General features: G+C 63.4%; 16 protein-coding genes and 1 riboswitch. Of the genes, 8 read left to right on the forward strand and 8 right to left on the reverse strand.

The features are described 5' to 3' along the window. Positions 1–13 precede the first annotated feature (13 nt). Positions 14–451, reverse strand: a complete 438-nt coding sequence (locus tag CCK88_RS03580) for an outer membrane protein assembly factor BamE (RefSeq protein WP_086469154.1) — start codon at positions 449–451, stop codon at positions 14–16. Positions 452–616: 165 nt separating this feature from the next. On the opposite strand from CCK88_RS03580, the gene CCK88_RS03585 reads away from it, so the two are divergent. The 8 genes from CCK88_RS03585 to CCK88_RS03620 all read left to right on the forward strand — a co-directional run bounded on the left by CCK88_RS03585 (position 617) and on the right by CCK88_RS03620 (position 6,591). Continuing rightward, positions 617–1,144, forward strand: a complete 528-nt coding sequence (locus CCK88_RS03585; protein WP_140048873.1) for a ubiquinol-cytochrome C chaperone family protein — start codon at positions 617–619, stop codon at positions 1,142–1,144. Next, complete coding sequence (locus CCK88_RS03590) at positions 1,141–1,692, forward strand: YceD family protein (RefSeq protein WP_086469156.1); 552 nt, start codon at positions 1,141–1,143, stop codon at positions 1,690–1,692. Before CCK88_RS03585 ends, CCK88_RS03590 begins: the two co-directional genes overlap by 4 nt. A gap of 138 nt (positions 1,693–1,830) precedes the next feature. Further along, positions 1,831–2,901, forward strand: a complete 1,071-nt coding sequence (gene plsX, locus CCK88_RS03595) for a phosphate acyltransferase PlsX (protein WP_086469157.1) — start codon at positions 1,831–1,833, stop codon at positions 2,899–2,901. Between the two features lie 8 nt (positions 2,902–2,909). After that, on the forward strand, positions 2,910–3,878 hold the full coding sequence (locus CCK88_RS03600; RefSeq protein WP_086470793.1) for a beta-ketoacyl-ACP synthase III: 969 nt from the start codon (positions 2,910–2,912) through the stop codon (positions 3,876–3,878). A gap of 221 nt (positions 3,879–4,099) precedes the next feature. Next, positions 4,100–4,411 carry an integration host factor subunit alpha gene (locus CCK88_RS03605; protein ID WP_086469158.1) on the forward strand — a complete coding sequence of 104 codons (312 nt, stop codon included), beginning with the start codon at positions 4,100–4,102 and terminating at the stop codon, positions 4,409–4,411. Between the two features lie 74 nt (positions 4,412–4,485). Further along, a complete protein-coding gene (locus tag CCK88_RS03610) occupies positions 4,486–4,941 on the forward strand; it encodes a MerR family transcriptional regulator (protein WP_086469159.1) in 456 nt (151 codons plus the stop codon). Between the two features lie 103 nt (positions 4,942–5,044). Next, on the forward strand, positions 5,045–6,082 hold the full coding sequence (gene iolG, locus CCK88_RS03615; RefSeq protein ID WP_086469160.1) for an inositol 2-dehydrogenase: 1,038 nt from the start codon (positions 5,045–5,047) through the stop codon (positions 6,080–6,082). A 32-nt stretch (positions 6,083–6,114) separates the two neighbouring features. Then, the gene (locus CCK88_RS03620; protein ID WP_086469161.1) at positions 6,115–6,591 is read left to right on the forward strand and encodes a hypothetical protein; all 477 of its coding nucleotides are present in this window, start codon (positions 6,115–6,117) and stop codon (positions 6,589–6,591) included. A 1-nt stretch (position 6,592) separates the two neighbouring features. Here the strand turns inward: CCK88_RS03620 and iolB are convergent, their stop codons facing one another. From iolB to CCK88_RS03655, 7 genes are all read right to left on the reverse strand, one after another. Next, a complete protein-coding gene (gene iolB / locus CCK88_RS03625; protein WP_086469162.1) occupies positions 6,593–7,393 on the reverse strand; it encodes a 5-deoxy-glucuronate isomerase in 801 nt (266 codons plus the stop codon). Then, a complete protein-coding gene (locus CCK88_RS03630) occupies positions 7,338–7,586 on the reverse strand; it encodes a hypothetical protein (protein ID WP_086469163.1) in 249 nt (82 codons plus the stop codon). The genes iolB and CCK88_RS03630 overlap by 56 nt, the downstream gene beginning before the upstream one ends. Before the next feature lie 136 nt (positions 7,587–7,722). Next, entirely contained in the window at positions 7,723–8,640 is a 918-nt protein-coding gene (gene iolE / locus CCK88_RS03635) for a myo-inosose-2 dehydratase (protein ID WP_086469164.1), read from the reverse strand. A 231-nt stretch (positions 8,641–8,871) separates the two neighbouring features. Next, positions 8,872–10,716, reverse strand: a complete 1,845-nt coding sequence (iolD, locus tag CCK88_RS03640) for a 3D-(3,5/4)-trihydroxycyclohexane-1,2-dione acylhydrolase (decyclizing) (protein WP_086469165.1) — start codon at positions 10,714–10,716, stop codon at positions 8,872–8,874. A gap of 133 nt (positions 10,717–10,849) precedes the next feature. Continuing rightward, a complete protein-coding gene (locus CCK88_RS03645; RefSeq protein ID WP_086469166.1) occupies positions 10,850–12,766 on the reverse strand; it encodes a bifunctional 5-dehydro-2-deoxygluconokinase/5-dehydro-2-deoxyphosphogluconate aldolase in 1,917 nt (638 codons plus the stop codon). A gap of 81 nt (positions 12,767–12,847) precedes the next feature. Further along, the gene (locus tag CCK88_RS03650; RefSeq protein ID WP_086469167.1) at positions 12,848–13,669 is read right to left on the reverse strand and encodes a MurR/RpiR family transcriptional regulator; all 822 of its coding nucleotides are present in this window, start codon (positions 13,667–13,669) and stop codon (positions 12,848–12,850) included. Positions 13,670–13,800: 131 nt separating this feature from the next. After that, entirely contained in the window at positions 13,801–14,772 is a 972-nt protein-coding gene (locus tag CCK88_RS03655) for a DMT family transporter (RefSeq protein WP_086469168.1), read from the reverse strand. A gap of 98 nt (positions 14,773–14,870) precedes the next feature. Beyond that, positions 14,871–15,021, reverse strand: a riboswitch (FMN riboswitch). Positions 15,022–15,053 lie beyond the last annotated feature (32 nt).

Here is a 15,053-nt window from a genome sequence, read left to right on the forward strand (position 1 = left end):
CGGTGGTCTGTCCTCAGAACGAGGACAGAATCGCGTCGATGAAGGTCGCGTCCTCGCCGAAGGACGGCGTGCGGCGGGTCTCGATATTGACGGCCTTGCCGTCCTGCAGCGCATAGGTCGCGCGCTCGATCACCTTCTTGTTGCGGTCGAAATACACCGCCAGCACCGTGCGCTCCTGCACCATGGTCATGCCGAAGGCGGTCTGGTTCACCTTGGTCTCGATATAGTACCAGGCTGTGCGATCGCCGAATGTGTTGGTCGACTGCGGCGAACCGAGCACCAGCGTAACTGTCTGCTCGCTCTGGCCGGGGCGGATCTGCTGCAGCGCCGAGGCGGGGATTTCATAGCCCTGGGTCCGCTTGGACACCAGTGAAGTGCTGCTCGTGCAACCGGCGAGTGCAACGGCCAGGACGGCTGCGGCAACAGAGGCTTTTGCAATACGCAGAGGCATGAATTTGACTTTCCCGATGGCTCTCGACTATAGGCGTGTCACTTGGGCGCGTGCCCACAGGCCGCCGGACTGTGTAGCTGTCAACTTGGCTGTCTGGCAAGCTGGCAATGGTCCGGCACCCATATTCGCCCGTGTTTGACTGATACCGACGCCGAGCGCAATCCCATGATCTTGTCCTTGTTTCGCAAGAAGACTGCCACAGAGCCAGTTTACGCCGTCTATAATTCCATTGTGGCGCAATCCCGGCAGCCTGTTTTCTACGCCGAGATGGCTGTCCCCGATACCGTCACCGGCCGTTTCGACATGATCAGCCTGCATATGGCGCTGCTTTTCCGTCGGCTGCGCCACGGCCCGCAATCCGCCCGCGATTTCAGCCAGGCGGTGTTCGATCTCTTCTTCAAGGATATGGACCGGTCCCTGCGCGAGATGGGGGTGACCGATCTCGGTGTGCCCAAGAAGATCCAGAAGATGGGCAACATCTTCTTCGGCCTGCTCGCCGCGATGAACGAGGCCATGGACCGCAACGACGCCGATGCCTTGGCTGGCGTGCTCGCCCGCAACATTTTTGATGGCGCGGACACGCCGCAGCTACGCGCCCTGGCCGACTACGTCATCGCGCGCGATGCCGAACTTGCGGCGCAGCCGGTGGAGACGATCACCGGGGGCACCGTGCGCTTCGAGACTGCAGCATGAGTGAGCGCGAAACCCCGATTTTCGACGCCGTTGTTCGCATCGATCGCCTTCCGGCGTCGGGCCGCTCCATTGCGGTCGATGCCAACGAGGAAGAGCGCGCGGCCATTGCCGAAGCCATGCAGATCGTGTCCGTCGAAAGCTTCGTTGCCACTCTTGGCATCGTGCCGTTCCGCGGCGGTCTGCGCGCACAGGGCAAACTCGACGCCCGGGTGACGCAGGCCTCCGTCGTCAGCTTCGAGCCGGTACCCGAAACCGTGTCGGAAGACATCGACCGGGTCTTTCTGCCGGCCCCGCGCGAAAATCAGGCGCCGGCCCCTGGCTCCGAAATCTTTATCGATCTTGAAAACGACGACTTTCCGGATCACATCGACGGACCCGAAGTGGATCTCAGCGCTCTGCTGCTGGAAACGCTTGCGCTTGCGCTCGATCCATACCCGCGCGCTCCAGGCGAAAGCCTCGACAGCCTGGGTATCTCCCTTGGTGACGCAGAGGAGGGGCCGTTTGCCAAGCTGGCGCGCCTCAAGGGCGGGGACGGGGAGAAGAGCTGAAGGACGGACGGGAAAAGTCAGTGTCTTTTCCGCGTCGAACTTCGCATCCGCTGCCGGGCAGCGCCCTCCGGGGCTTGCGCCGACCCGGCGATGGGATATGTTTGATTGCCTGCCGAGCGGGCCGAAAAACGGGCTGAAATGACCGATTCTATTACGATTTCCGTGGATGCCATGGGCGGCGATCACGCTCCCCGCGCTGTCATCCACGGGGCCCATCTGGCCCTTAAGGAACGCAAGAACACGCGTTTTATCTTTCACGGCATCAAGGACCAGATCGAGCCGCTGCTCGAGGAGTTTCCCGCGCTCAAGGCCGCCTCCATCGTGCGCCACGCCGATGTCGTCATCGCCATGGACGAGAAGCCCAGCCAGGCCCTGCGCAAGGGCAAGGGCACCTCGTCCATGTGGATGACCATTCAGGCCGTCAAGGACAAGGAAGCCGATGTCGCCATTTCGGGCGGCAATACCGGCGCGCTTATGGCCATGGCCACCTTCTGCCTGCGTCCCATGGAAGGGATTTCCCGTCCGGGTATTGCCGCCATCTGGCCCACCCTGCGCTCCGACATCATCGTGCTCGACATGGGCGCTACCATTGGCGCCGACGCGCAGCAACTGGTCGACTACGCCATCCTCGGGTCGGCGCTGGCGCGGGCCCTCTTCGACTCCGACTCACCCTCCGTCGGCCTGCTCAATGTCGGCACCGAAGAAGTGAAAGGCCTCGAATCCATCAAGGAAGCGGGCAAGATCCTCACCGAGGCCAGCGGCGCGGGTTTCACCTATCATGGCTTCGTTGAAGGCGATGATATCGGCAAGGGCACGGTCGACGTCGTCGTGACGGAAGGCTTCGTGGGCAATATCGCCCTCAAGACGGCCGAGGGCACCGCCCGTCAGGTCGCGACCTATCTGCGTCAGTCGCTCAAGGCCACGCTGATGAGCCGGATCGGTGCGCTGTTCGCCTCCTCGGCCCTCAACGCGCTTCGCCGCAAGATGGACCCGCGCACCGTCAATGGCGGTGTGTTCATGGGCCTCAACGGCATTGTCATCAAATCCCACGGCGGTACCGACGAGATCGGCTACAAGAGTGCGCTGGGCCTGTCCTACGAAATGGCGCGCAGTCGCCTCATGGACAAGGTCGGCGACACCATGCACCGCTTCCCCATCAACAGGGCGGCTCCCGAGCAGCCGACCGATTCCGAGGCTAAATCGGCGTGACCAGTACCATTCGCTCCGTTATTCGCGGCGTCGGCAGCTATCTGCCGGCCAAGGTGGTCACCAACGCCGAGTTGGCAAAGACCGTCGACACGTCGGATGAGTGGATCCAGCAGCGCGTCGGCATCAAGGAACGTCATATCGCCGCCGATGGCGAATTTACCTCCGATCTGGCGGCCGAGGCTGCCCGATCGGCGCTGGCCAATGCCGGCATGACCATCGAGGACATCGACCTCATCGTCGTCGCCACTACCACGCCCGACTATACATTCCCCAGTGCTGCTACGCTGGTGCAGATGAAGCTGGGCATGCATCACGGTTTCGCCTTCGATATCCAGGCAGTGTGTTCCGGCTTCGTCTATGCCGTCGCCACGGCCGACAATTACATCAAGAGCGGCATGGCGCGCCGCGCGCTGGTCATTGGCGCCGAAACCTTTTCCCGCCTTCTCGACTGGACCGATCGCACCACCTGCGTGCTGTTCGGTGATGGCGCCGGCGCGATCGTCATGGAGCGGGTCGATGTGGCCGAGGGCGAGCCCGATCGCGGCGTCCTCACCTCGGCGCTCCGGTCCGACGGTCGCCATTGGGACAAGCTCTATGTCGATGGCGGACCATCCACCACCGGCACGACGGGCCATGTTCATATGCAGGGTCCCGAGGTTTTCCGCCACGCCGTGGGCAAGATCACCGACGTCGTCTACGCGACGCTCGAGCAGGCCGGATATACTGTCGACGACCTGGATTGGTTCGTGCCGCATCAGGCCAACAAGCGCATCATCGACGGAGCAGGGGCCAAGTTGGGCCTGCCGGCCGAAAAAGTGGTGACCACGGTCGATATCCACGCCAATACCTCTGCGGCATCGGTGCCGCTCGCGTTGAGCGTGGCCGTCGGCGACGGGCGCATCAAGGCGGGAGACCTGGTTATGCTCGAGGCCATGGGCGGTGGTTTCACCTGGGGCGCTTCGCTCATTCGCTGGTAGGTTCAAACCTGCATTGACCTTAGCCGTTTCAAGGCGTTAGTGTCTGCTACGGTGGAGGAAACCGGCGCCCTGGTCCCGATCTGAGGATCGTGCCTCGGCGTCGAATTGGGGACAGTGTCCTGGGCACGAGCACGTGCCGCCTGCGGACATGCCGGCGGAATATTGACGACATCTGGCATGCCGACGTCGGGAGACTGGCACACGGCAACACGGGGGTGTGAATGACGCAGAAGACGGTAACGCGGGCCGACCTGGCCGAGGCAGTCTATGGCTCTGTTGGCCTGTCCCGAACCGAATCGGCCGAGCTGGTCGAGCGGGTTCTGGAACTGGTCACTGATGCTCTGGTCACCGGGGCAAATGTCAAACTCTCTTCGTTCGGATCGTTCCAGGTTCGCTCCAAGAACGAGCGGATTGGCCGCAATCCCAAGACCGGCGAGGAAGTACCGATCCTGCCCCGTCAGGTTCTTGTGTTCAAACCGTCCAACGTGTTGAAGTCCAAGATCAACAAGTCTATGGTCTCCGCTGGAAAGTAAGGCTTTTGTGCGCCTTTCCACCACCTGATCACTGCCTGTTTCTAGCAGTGGTGTGTCAGTAGGAGACCAGCGGTTTGGACAAGTCGCCAGACGCGTTCCGTACCATCTCTGAAGCTGCCGAAGAGCTCGATCTCCCGCAGCACGTCCTCCGATTCTGGGAAACCCGGTTCAACACCATCAAGCCGCTCAAGCGTGGCGGCGGGCGGCGCTATTACCGGCCCGAGGACGTCATGCTGCTGCGCGGCATCCGGCACCTGCTCTACGATCAGGGTTTCACCATCAAGGGCGTCCAGCGCATCCTCAAGGATCAGGGCCCGCGCTATGTCATCGCCGTCGGCGAGGGCAAGGGGCTGGACGAAATCCTGCCGCTGATCGAGCAGGCGGAAGCCGCTGGGGACGAGGCCGAGCTCGAGGAAGCCGCGATGCTTGCCGATCCGTCGCTCGATCAGGAGTCGCGCGACAAGCTCTCTGACGTCCTCCGCGACCTCCTCGAGTGCAAACGCCTGCTCGAACGCGCCCGCGAACACTGAAGCCCCCATGGCCGAACGCGCCGACTGATAGAATTCCCATTCCAAAACTTCCGGAAATGGCCTATTCATTCCGCTAAAGGCTGCGCCGTTTCGGAGTTCTGCAATGACCGTCAAATTCGCTCTTCTCGGCGCTGGCCGCATTGGCAAGGTCCACGCCAAAGCCGTGACCTCCAATCCCAAGGCGCGGCTGGTCGCGGTGGCCGATGCCGTGGCGGACGCGGCCTCTGCTCTGGCCGGCCAATACGGTGCAGAAGTGCGCAGCATCGACGCCATTGAGGGCGCCGCCGATATCGACGCCGTCATCATCTGCACACCGACCGATACCCATGCCGCGCTGATCGAGCGCTTCTCGCGCGCCGGCAAGGCGATCTTCTGCGAAAAGCCGATCGATCTCGATGTCGAGCGCGTCAAATCCTGCCTCAAGGTCGTCGACGAGACCGGCGCCACCCTGATGGTGGGCTTCAACCGGCGCTTCGATCCGCATTTCCAGGCGGTCAAGGACGCGGTGCTGTCCGGTCAGGTGGGCGACGTCGAGATGGTCACCATCGTCTCGCGCGATCCCGGCGCCCCGCCGGCCGACTACGTCAAGCGCTCGGGCGGCATTTTCCGCGATATGACCATCCACGATTTCGACATGGCGCGCTGGCTGCTGGGCGAGGAGATCGACAGCGTCTCCGCCCAGGCCTCCGTCCTGGTCGACAAGGCCATCGGCCAAGCCGGCGACTTTGACAGCGCCTCGGTCATGCTCATCACCGCCTCCGGCAAGCATGCCACGATTTCCAATTCCCGCCGCGCCACTTATGGCTACGACCAGCGCATCGAGGTTCATGGCTCCAGGGGCGCCGTCGCCGCCGAAAACCAGCGGCCGGTCTCCATTGAGATCGCCAATGCCGCCGGCTATACCCGCCCGCCGCTCCATGATTTCTTCATGACCCGCTACACCGAAGCCTATGCGCGCGAGATCACCAGCTTCATCGACTTCGTGGAAGCGAAAACTCCCGCTTCGCCCAGCGGCGCCGATGGCCTTGTGGCCCTGGCTCTGGCCGAAGCGGCGTTGAAGTCGGTCAGCGAGGGCAGGGCGGTCAAGGTCTCCGAAGTCACCGGGCCCCTGGCCGACAGGAGCGTGTTCCAGGGCCGCTGAGGCCTGGTCGGCAATCGTGCTAGTCTCGGGCCATGCTCCGCCCGATGATTCCGCTGCTGCTGCTTGCCCTCTCCGCTCCCCCGTCGCTGGCGAGCGAACTCCTGGGCACCGTGACCGCCGACGGCGCCTGCGAGCGTCTCGTCATCGAGGACGTGGACCTCACCGCCCAATGCGGCACTCCGGTCATGCAGATGCATGAAAGCAACGGGCGCGTCGCCGCGTCGGCCGGCACCGGCGGCCAGGCCTGGTTCGGCCTCGCCGAACCCGAACGCATGGTGCTGTTCTATGGCCCCGGAAACGGAGACAACTGGACCGACCATGCCGTCAACCGGATCGTCGTCCACGACAACGCGACCGGCGCCAATGTCATCATGCGCGACGCCGCCGGCACCTGCACCTATCGCGATGCCGACCCCGGCCGGCTCGTCACCTGCGAGGCCGAGGATGCCGCGGGCAAGACCTACGCCCTGACCTACCGCACCGACGGCGGTCCTGGCTTCACCTTCTAGCCTAGGTCAGCAGCCACTCGTGCTCGGGCGCATTGTGGAATTTCCACACCCGCTTTGGCCCGGCCATGACGTTGAGATAATAGCTGTCATACCCCGCCGTCGTCGCCACCGGATGATAGCCGCGCGGCACCAGCACCACGTCCCCGTCCTCGATCGCCATCGCCTCGTCGAGGCTCCGGTCGTCGGTATAGACGCGCTGGAAGCCAAAGCCCTGAGGAGGGTTGAACCGGTGGTAATAGCTCTCCTCGAGCTGGCTTTCGTGCGGCAGGTTGTCCTGGTCGTGCTTGTGCGGCGGGTAGGAGGACGTGTTGCCCTGCGGCGTGATCACCTCCACCACCAGCAGCGCATTGGCTGCGCCATCATCCTCGGGCATGATATTGTAGACATGCCGGATATTGGCGCCCTTGCCGCGGGTGATGCGGGCATGCGTGCCCGGCGCAATCACCCTCGCATGGAAATCCCCGCCGCCCGGTGCCGAACACACGGCCAGCTCGAGATCGGTCGTCGCATCGACCGCCCAGTTGCGGCCTGCGGGCACGTAAACCGCCCAGGGCGCGCCCCCGAACGGGCTCATCCGTTCGCCCAACTCGCCGAAATCCTCGCCATCGACCGCGAAGCGCCCCTTGCCGCTGACGATCACGAGGCAGACCTCGCGCTCGGCGGTCGCCTCGCCATAGGCCTCGCCTGTTCTCAGCCGATGCAGACCAAAGCCCACATGCGCCCAGCCCGCCGAGGCTGGAGTGACGTCATGGATCTTTCCGGTCTGGCTCGTCGGACGGATCAGCAGGTGGGAGTGCGGCATCGGCAGTCTCCTTGGGGAAGGTATAGAAGAAATTCCAGGCCACATAGGCCAGCGCGGCGCCCACCAGGAAGGCCCAGAACATGTCTTGCGTGTAAAGCAGTTCCCAGCCCAGCCACAGGGCCAGGAACACGGCCACCGCCACGCGCCGCCACAGCGGCCGGAACCATTTCAGATCGTTTTCTTTCAGCGCCATGCCGGGTCCTGCCGTTCGATTGCCAAGTCATTCCGGCGCAGGCCGGAATCCATGCGCTGTTCTAACAACACTATGGACGCCGTTGATAGCCTTCAGAAGGGATCCCGGCTCTCGCCGGGATGACACAAGGAGGCAGCTACGCTTTCGGAAAGCCCTGCGTCTCGACCGTATAACCTGCTGCCGTCATCACCCGCATCAGCTCGGCATGCCCGATCTGCGCCATTTTCAGCGGCGGCGCCTTGACCGGGTCCTGCTCGGCCTCCACCACGAACCAGCCTTCATAGCCATGGTCGGCCAGCCGCTGCACGATGGCGCCGAAATCGAGCGAGCCGTCGCCCGGCACGGTGAAGGCGCCCAGCGCCACCGCATCAAGAAAACTCTGCTTGCTCCGATCAAGTCCATCCACCACGGCACGGCGAATATCCTTCACATGCACATGATTGATGCGCGCATGGTGCTTGTCGATCGCCCGCAACGGATCGCCGCCGGCAAAGGCCAGGTGCCCCGCGTCGAGCAAGAGCGGAATGCCTTCTCCCGACGCCGCCATGAACGCATCCAGCTCCGCCTCGGTCTCAACCACGGCCGCCATATGGTGGTGATAGCTCAGCGGCATGCCCTGTTCAGCGCACCATTCCCCGAATGCGGTCAGCGTCCGCCCATAGGTTTTCATCTCGTCATCGGTCAGTTTCGGCTTCTGCGCCAGCGGCACGTCGCGCTTCCCCTGGATCGAGCGGCCCACCTCGCCATAGACGATGCACGGCGCGTCGACGGCCTTGAACAGCTCGATCATCGGCGCGATCCGGTCCTTGTTGACCGCGAGCTCCTCGTTCACCAGCGTCCCGGAAAACCACCCGCCGCACAGCGTCACATCGGCCGCGCGCAGGATGGGCAGCATCACATCGGGGTCATCAGGGAACCGCCGCCCCTTCTCCATGCCGGTAAACCCGGCCGAGCGCGATTGCCTCAGGCACTCTTCCAGCGACACGTCATCGCTCAACTCCGGCAGATCGTCATTCCACCACGCGATCGGCGACATTCCCAGCCTGGCTTTCATTCATTTGCTCCCATTTTTGCCTCGCGGCCTCGTCGATCGCGGCGTCATTCCGGCGAAGGCCGGAATCCACGCTGGGGCCTTCCTGCCCAGCAGGGCGGGTGAGGGGTATCTCTCCCCGCGCTCGATTCTCTCAATTCCATCGTCATTGCCCGGCTTGTCCGGGCAATCCATCTCGCCTCCGCATGGACCACCGGGACAAGCCCGGTGGTGACGACCACTACGAGCTACTGACTACCCAATCCGCTGCGCCTTCAGCGCCTCGACATAGGCCGCGCGCGCCGCGTTGACGGTCGGCCTGTCGCTCACCTCGGGCACCGCCACGTCCCACCAGTGTCCGCCCGCTTCCGTGGTGATCAGAGGATCGGTGTCGATCACCAGCACATGCACGCCCGCCTTGCCTTCGCTGTCAGCCAGCGCCACCTCCAGCTCATCCACCGATCCGACCTTTCGGGCCGTTGCGCCCATGGATGCGGCATGCGCCGCAAAATCCACATTGGGCAGTTCGGCATGGTAGGTGTCGCGGAACAGATTGTTGAAATTGTCTCCGCCTGTGGCCATCTGCAGGCGGTTGATGCATCCGAACCCCGCATTGTCGAGCACTACGATGGTGAGCCTCACGCCCATCATCACCGCAGACACGATTTCAGAGTTCATCATCAGGTAGCTGCCGTCGCCGACCATCACCACCACGTCGTCGGCCGGTCGCGCCATCGCCACGCCCAGGCCGCCGGCGATTTCGTAGCCCATGGTCGAAAACCCGTAGTCGAGATGGTACGAGCCCGGGCCGTCGGCCCGCCACAGCTTGTGTAGTTCGCCCGGCAGTCCACCCGATGCGCAGACCAGCGTCGCCGCCTTGCGCCCTCGCTGCACTGCCCCGATCACCTGCGCATCCGATGGCAGAGCCGCATTTCCTGCCGCCCGCACAGCATCCGCTTCGACGACCCATTCTTCCTTGAGTTTCAAGGCTTTGTTCGTCCAGGCGGAATCAACCTGCCAGCCCATCAGCGCCGCATCGAGTGCTTCGAGGCCCACCCGCGCATCGGCCACCAGTGGCAGCGCATCATGCTTGTGGGCGTCGAATGCCTGCACGTTGAGGCCGATGATCTTTAGGTCCGGATTCTTGAACAGGGCCCATGAGCCGGTCGTGAAGTCCTGGAGGCGCGATCCGACCGCCAGCACCACGTCGGCGTCCTCCGCCAGCGCGTTGGAGGCCGACGACCCGGTTACTCCGACGCTGCCCATGTTGAGTTCATGGTCGTGGGGCAGGGCGCTCTTTCCCGCCTGCGTTTCCATCACCGGGATGCCATGCTCCTCGGCGAAGGCAGCCAGGCTTTCCGTAGCCTCTGAGTAGAGCACGCCACCTCCGGCGATGATGACCGGCTTTTTCGCCAGCTTCAGCGCCGCCGCCGCCGTTGCGAATTCATCCGCGTCCGGCATGACCCGCCGCGGCACCCAGACTTTTTCTGCAAAGAAGCTTTCTGGGTAATCATAGGCTTCCGCCTGCGTGTCCTGGCAAAGCGACAGCGTCACCGGTCCGCATTCGGCCGGGTCGGTCAGAACCTGCATGGCACGCCGCAAGGCGGGAATGATCTGCTCGGGCCGGGTGATCCGGTCAAAATAGCGGCTGACTGGCTTGAAACAGTCATTGGCCGAAACCGTGCCGTCGCCGAAATTTTCGACCTGTTGCAGCACCGGGTCCGGCAGCCGGTTGGCGAACACGTCGCCCGGCAGCAGCAGCAGGGGAATGCGGTTCACATGCGCTAGTGCCGCCGCCGTCACCATGTTCAGAGCACCGGGCCCGATCGAGGTCGTTGCCGCCATGAACCGGCGGCGAAAATTGGCCTTGGCATAGCCGATCGCGGCATGCGCCATGCTCTGCTCGTTCTGTCCGCGATAGGTCGGCAGCTGATCCTTTATGCCATGCAGCGCTTCGCCGATGCCGGCAACATTGCCATGTCCGAAAATCGCCCACACACCGCCGAAGATCGGCACGGTCTCGCCCGCGATCACGGTCTTCTGCGCCGCCAGAAACCGCGCCACGGCCTGCGCCATCGTCAATCGAACCGTCTGGCTCATCGCCACTCCTCATTCTTTTGGTGAGTTGCCCCCACCTAACCTGCCCCGGGGAACGCATCGAGCTTGCTTTAAAGCTGGCGAGCCACCGGCCGATCCCTCCCCCTGCCAGGGGGAGGCTAGGTGGGGGTAATCCTCAAACCCCATCCCAAGCCGCAACCAGTCCACCAAACCGCTCAGCCATCATCGCCACGGCCTCGTCGTCGCCGATCCGCCCATCGAGCCAGGCCCGTGCCGCGTCGCCGAAAATCGTCCGGCCGACGGCAAAGCCCTTGACCCACTTTGCCCCCTTGGCGGCCTTGAAGCCAGCAAGCAGTTCCTCCTGCGGCGCATCGAGCCCGAGTAGTACGACGCCACGGCAATAGGGGTCATTGGCGTCGATCGTCGCATCGATTTGCGGCCAGGCCTTCTCGTCCTGACTCTCGAGCTTCCACCAATCGGGCCTAATCCCGGCATCGTAGATTTCGCTCATCGCCCGCGCCACCGTATCATCAGCCATCGGCCCATGCTTGCCGGCGATGATTTCCACCAGCAATTCGCGCCCGATCTTGCGCGCCGCGTCGAACGCCGCACGCAGCTTGTCGATCTGCGTCTGTCGCAGCTCAGCCGGGTCATCCGGATGATAAAAGCACAGCACCTTGATGCAATGATCCACCGGCCATTCGACCAGCCGCGACCCCAGGTCCTGCGTGAATTCAAACTGCAGCGGCCGCGATCCAGGCAGTTCGATCGGCTTGGCCACCCAGAAATTCGGAATGGCACTCGCCGCATAAAGCGCATCGCGCCCATATTTGTCGTCGAGCAGCATGCCGAAGCCATCGCGGCCTTCGGCCACTTGCGCCGCCGCCTTTACGGCCAGCACTTTCAGGTCAGGTATCCGCGCCAGCTTTTCCGTATCGCCTTCGGCCATGTCTTCGAGCTGCAGGCGATGATCGATCGCCAGTGCGCGGAGGCTCGGGATTTCACGCCGCCGCGTCGTCGCCCAATGCACGTGATTGATCGCCTCGTCCTTGCGCAGCGCCCGTTCCTTGCTGCCATGCTCCAGGAAATAGTTGAGCTCCGTCCAGGTCGGGATTTCCGGCGCACACAGCAGCCGGCTCACCGCAAAAGCGCCGCAGGCATTGGCCCAGGTCGCACTCGTTTCATGTGGTTCGCTCCGCAGCCAGCCGCGCAGGAAACCGCTCATAAAGGCGTCGCCGGCCCCCAGCACATTGTAGACTTCGATCGGAAATCCCTTGCCGACGATTCCGTCTTCCAGGTCATCCGGAATGGCCCCGTCATAAACGATGCAGCCCATCGGCCCGCGCTTGAGCACGATCGTCCCGCTTGAATAGGACCGGATGGTCTTGAGCGCCGCGGTGAGGTCGCTCTCGCCCGAAGCGATCAGCACCTCTTCCTCGGTCCCTACGATCAGGTCGCAATCGGTCAGCACCGTCTGCAGGTGCTTGGAGACCTCGTCCGACGCGATGTAGCGGCTGTCGCCTGCATCATGCCCGGCAAGACCCCACAGGTTCGGCCGGTAGTCGATATCGAACACGACCTTCCCGCCGTTTGCCTTTGCGATCCGCATCGCCTTGCGCTGCGCCGCGTCGCTGTTGGGCTTGGCGAAGTGCGTGCCCGTCACCAGCACGGCTTTGGCCGATCGGATGAAATCCTCGTCGATATCGCCCTCATTTAGCGCCGCATCGGCGCAGTTGTCGCGATAAAAGATTAGAGGGAAGGATTTGTCGTTCTCGACCGAGAGCAGTACCAGCGCCGTCAGTCGTTCTGGGTCGGTGACGACGCCTTTGGTCTCGACCCCCTCGCGTTGCAACTGCTCACGAATGAACCGCCCCATCTGCTCGTTGCCGACGCGCGTGATCAGCGCCGACTTCAGCCCCAGTCGAGCCGTCCCCACCGAGATGTTGGTCGGGCATCCACCCACCGACTTGGCGAAACTTCCGACGTCTTCCAGCCGCGTGCCGATCTGCTGGCCGTAAAGGTCGACCGAGGCGCGACCGATGGTGATCACGTCCAGCGTTTGATCGGCAGTATCACTGATGCCAGGGGCCATGCCCAACCTCCTCGGGCAAACTCGTTCTCATCTATGAAACACAAATTCCGTAAGTCGGCAATGTGGAATGAATGTTCTATTTTAGCGCTGGCGGCGACGCTCGGCGACGGAGACGGTGAGCGCGGTGGCAAAGGCGAGGCTCGCCGACAGCGATCGGAAACCGGCATGGTCCGCTTCAATCACCTCGAACCAGATTTTTGCCGAGGTGGCGAGCGGCGACAGGGCGGAATCGGTCAGCGCCACGAGCGGCACCCCGCGATTGGCCAGGGCCTGCGCCTGAGCAGCGCTTTCGGGAGCGTAAGGCGAAAAGCTCACGGCGAAGGCGGCGTCCCGCGCCGTTGCCAGGGCAAGGAGGTCATCATCATTCCCCGCTGCTGAACTGACCACCTGACACCGCACCTTGAGCTTGCCGAAGGCATAGGCCATCGAGGTGACGACGGGAAAACTGCGTCGCCGGGCGATCAGGTAGATCGTGTCTGCCCTGGCCAGCACCTCGACCGCGGCTTCCAGTTGCGCCGGGTCGATGGCGCTGCTCAGCGCATCCAGGCTCTGATGCGCGGCACCGATGAAACCCTTGAGGATCGTGCCGCTCTCGGTCTCCGCCGCCCCGCCGGACTCGAGCTGCCGCAGCCGCTCCTCATAGGATGCATTGCGTCCCCTCAGTCGGGCCTGGAACAACTGCTGCAGTCCGGAAAAGCCGTCGAAGCCGAAATGCTGGGCGAAGCGAACCAGCGTCGACGGCTGCACGTCGGCAGCCTGCGCGATGCTGGCCGTGGTGCCGAACGCCATTTCGTCGGCATGATCGAGCGCATAGAGCGCCACCTGCATCAACCGCTTCGGCAGCGCGTCCCGCTGCCTCATGATCGCAAATCGGAGGCTGTCGAAATCGGCAGGAGCTGGCATTCGAATACTCGCGGAACAGACATTCTATTCTTGGAACGGAATCGTCACGCGATGCAAGCGAAAGGCGAGACCGGTTTAACCGGCCTCGCCTCCCAAATGCTATCATTCTGCTAGCGAAGCGCTTTCAAACGCTAGGCGGCGACGAGATTTGGCGTCTTTTCGCGGCTTTCCACCCAGAAAATGAAGGCGGATGCGCCCACGATCAGCGCTGCGCCGGGCCAGAACCAGACCGAAGGCACCTGTCCCAGCATCACCCAGCCGACCAGCCCGCTCAGCGGCACTTTGACGTCGCCGAAAGGCTGCAGATAGGTCGCGTCCGCCGATTTGTAAGCGAAAGCAAGCACATACTGAGCCGCTGCCGTGAGCGCGCCGAGCAGCAACAGCAGCATTAACCCGGTCCCGTCAGGCAGGGCGAACGGAAAGCCCGGCGCCATGCCAAGGGGCAGGATGCCCCCCAGCGCATTGGCCACCAAGAGGATCGCCAGATGGTTGGGGGTCATCAGCACCAGCAAGGAAATCGTCAGCGTTTCCGGGGATTCTCCCTTGCGCGTCAGATACTTGGTGAGGATATCGGTACCCGCCCACAGGGCCGCCGCCGCGATCGGGATCAGCGCCTGCAGCCCGATTCCCTCGGTCCCGACGCCGGAAACGATGATCGCGCCGGCAAAGCCGGCCATCGCCGCCACGAACCGCGCCGCCGAAACCCGTTCCCCCAGGAACAGGGCCGACCCCACGATGATGAACAGCGGCCCGGTCGCCAGCAGCGTCACCATTTGCCAGATCGGCACGCCGGACGCGTAACCATAGACGAACACGTGCACGCCCAGCGCCGATACGAAGGCCCGGATTTCGTGGGCCAACGGGTGAGACGTCCGCATATTGTTGAGGCCGATCCGCAGGATCAGCGGCAGCGCCAGCACCGAAGCAATGAGATATTGCCAGAAGGCCATGCCGGTCGAACTCATGCCGAAACCGCCATATTCGGCCGGGGTCGGCAAAACCGACTGCAACGTGTTCGTCCCGGCAAAGGTCAGGCTGGCAAGCAGCATGAACACTGCGCCCGTGGTCGCGGCGCTGTGGGAAGTCGAGGAAATCTGGTTCATCTGTCGTCCTTTCCGTAACCAGTTTCCTCAGGGTTACGGGAGGCGACGAGCCGGCAAGGCGCGGCCAAAAGCCCGCGCGCGCCGGCAAGGGCGCTTGGTCCCGTTCTCTTTCATCCGGACTATACCGTCGGCCCCGGAATTGCACCGGATCTGCTGACCCTTCGGACCCTGGGGGCCGAAGGCGCTCGCGGGCTTGGCATCGCTGCCTTTACCGCCGGTGGGGAATTGCACCCCGCCCTGAGAACAATGCAGGCAAGCCTGCACGACAATATCTAGGACAA

This window comes from Devosia lucknowensis (assembly GCF_900177655.1).
Classification (GTDB): Bacteria; Pseudomonadota; Alphaproteobacteria; order Rhizobiales; family Devosiaceae; genus Devosia; species Devosia lucknowensis.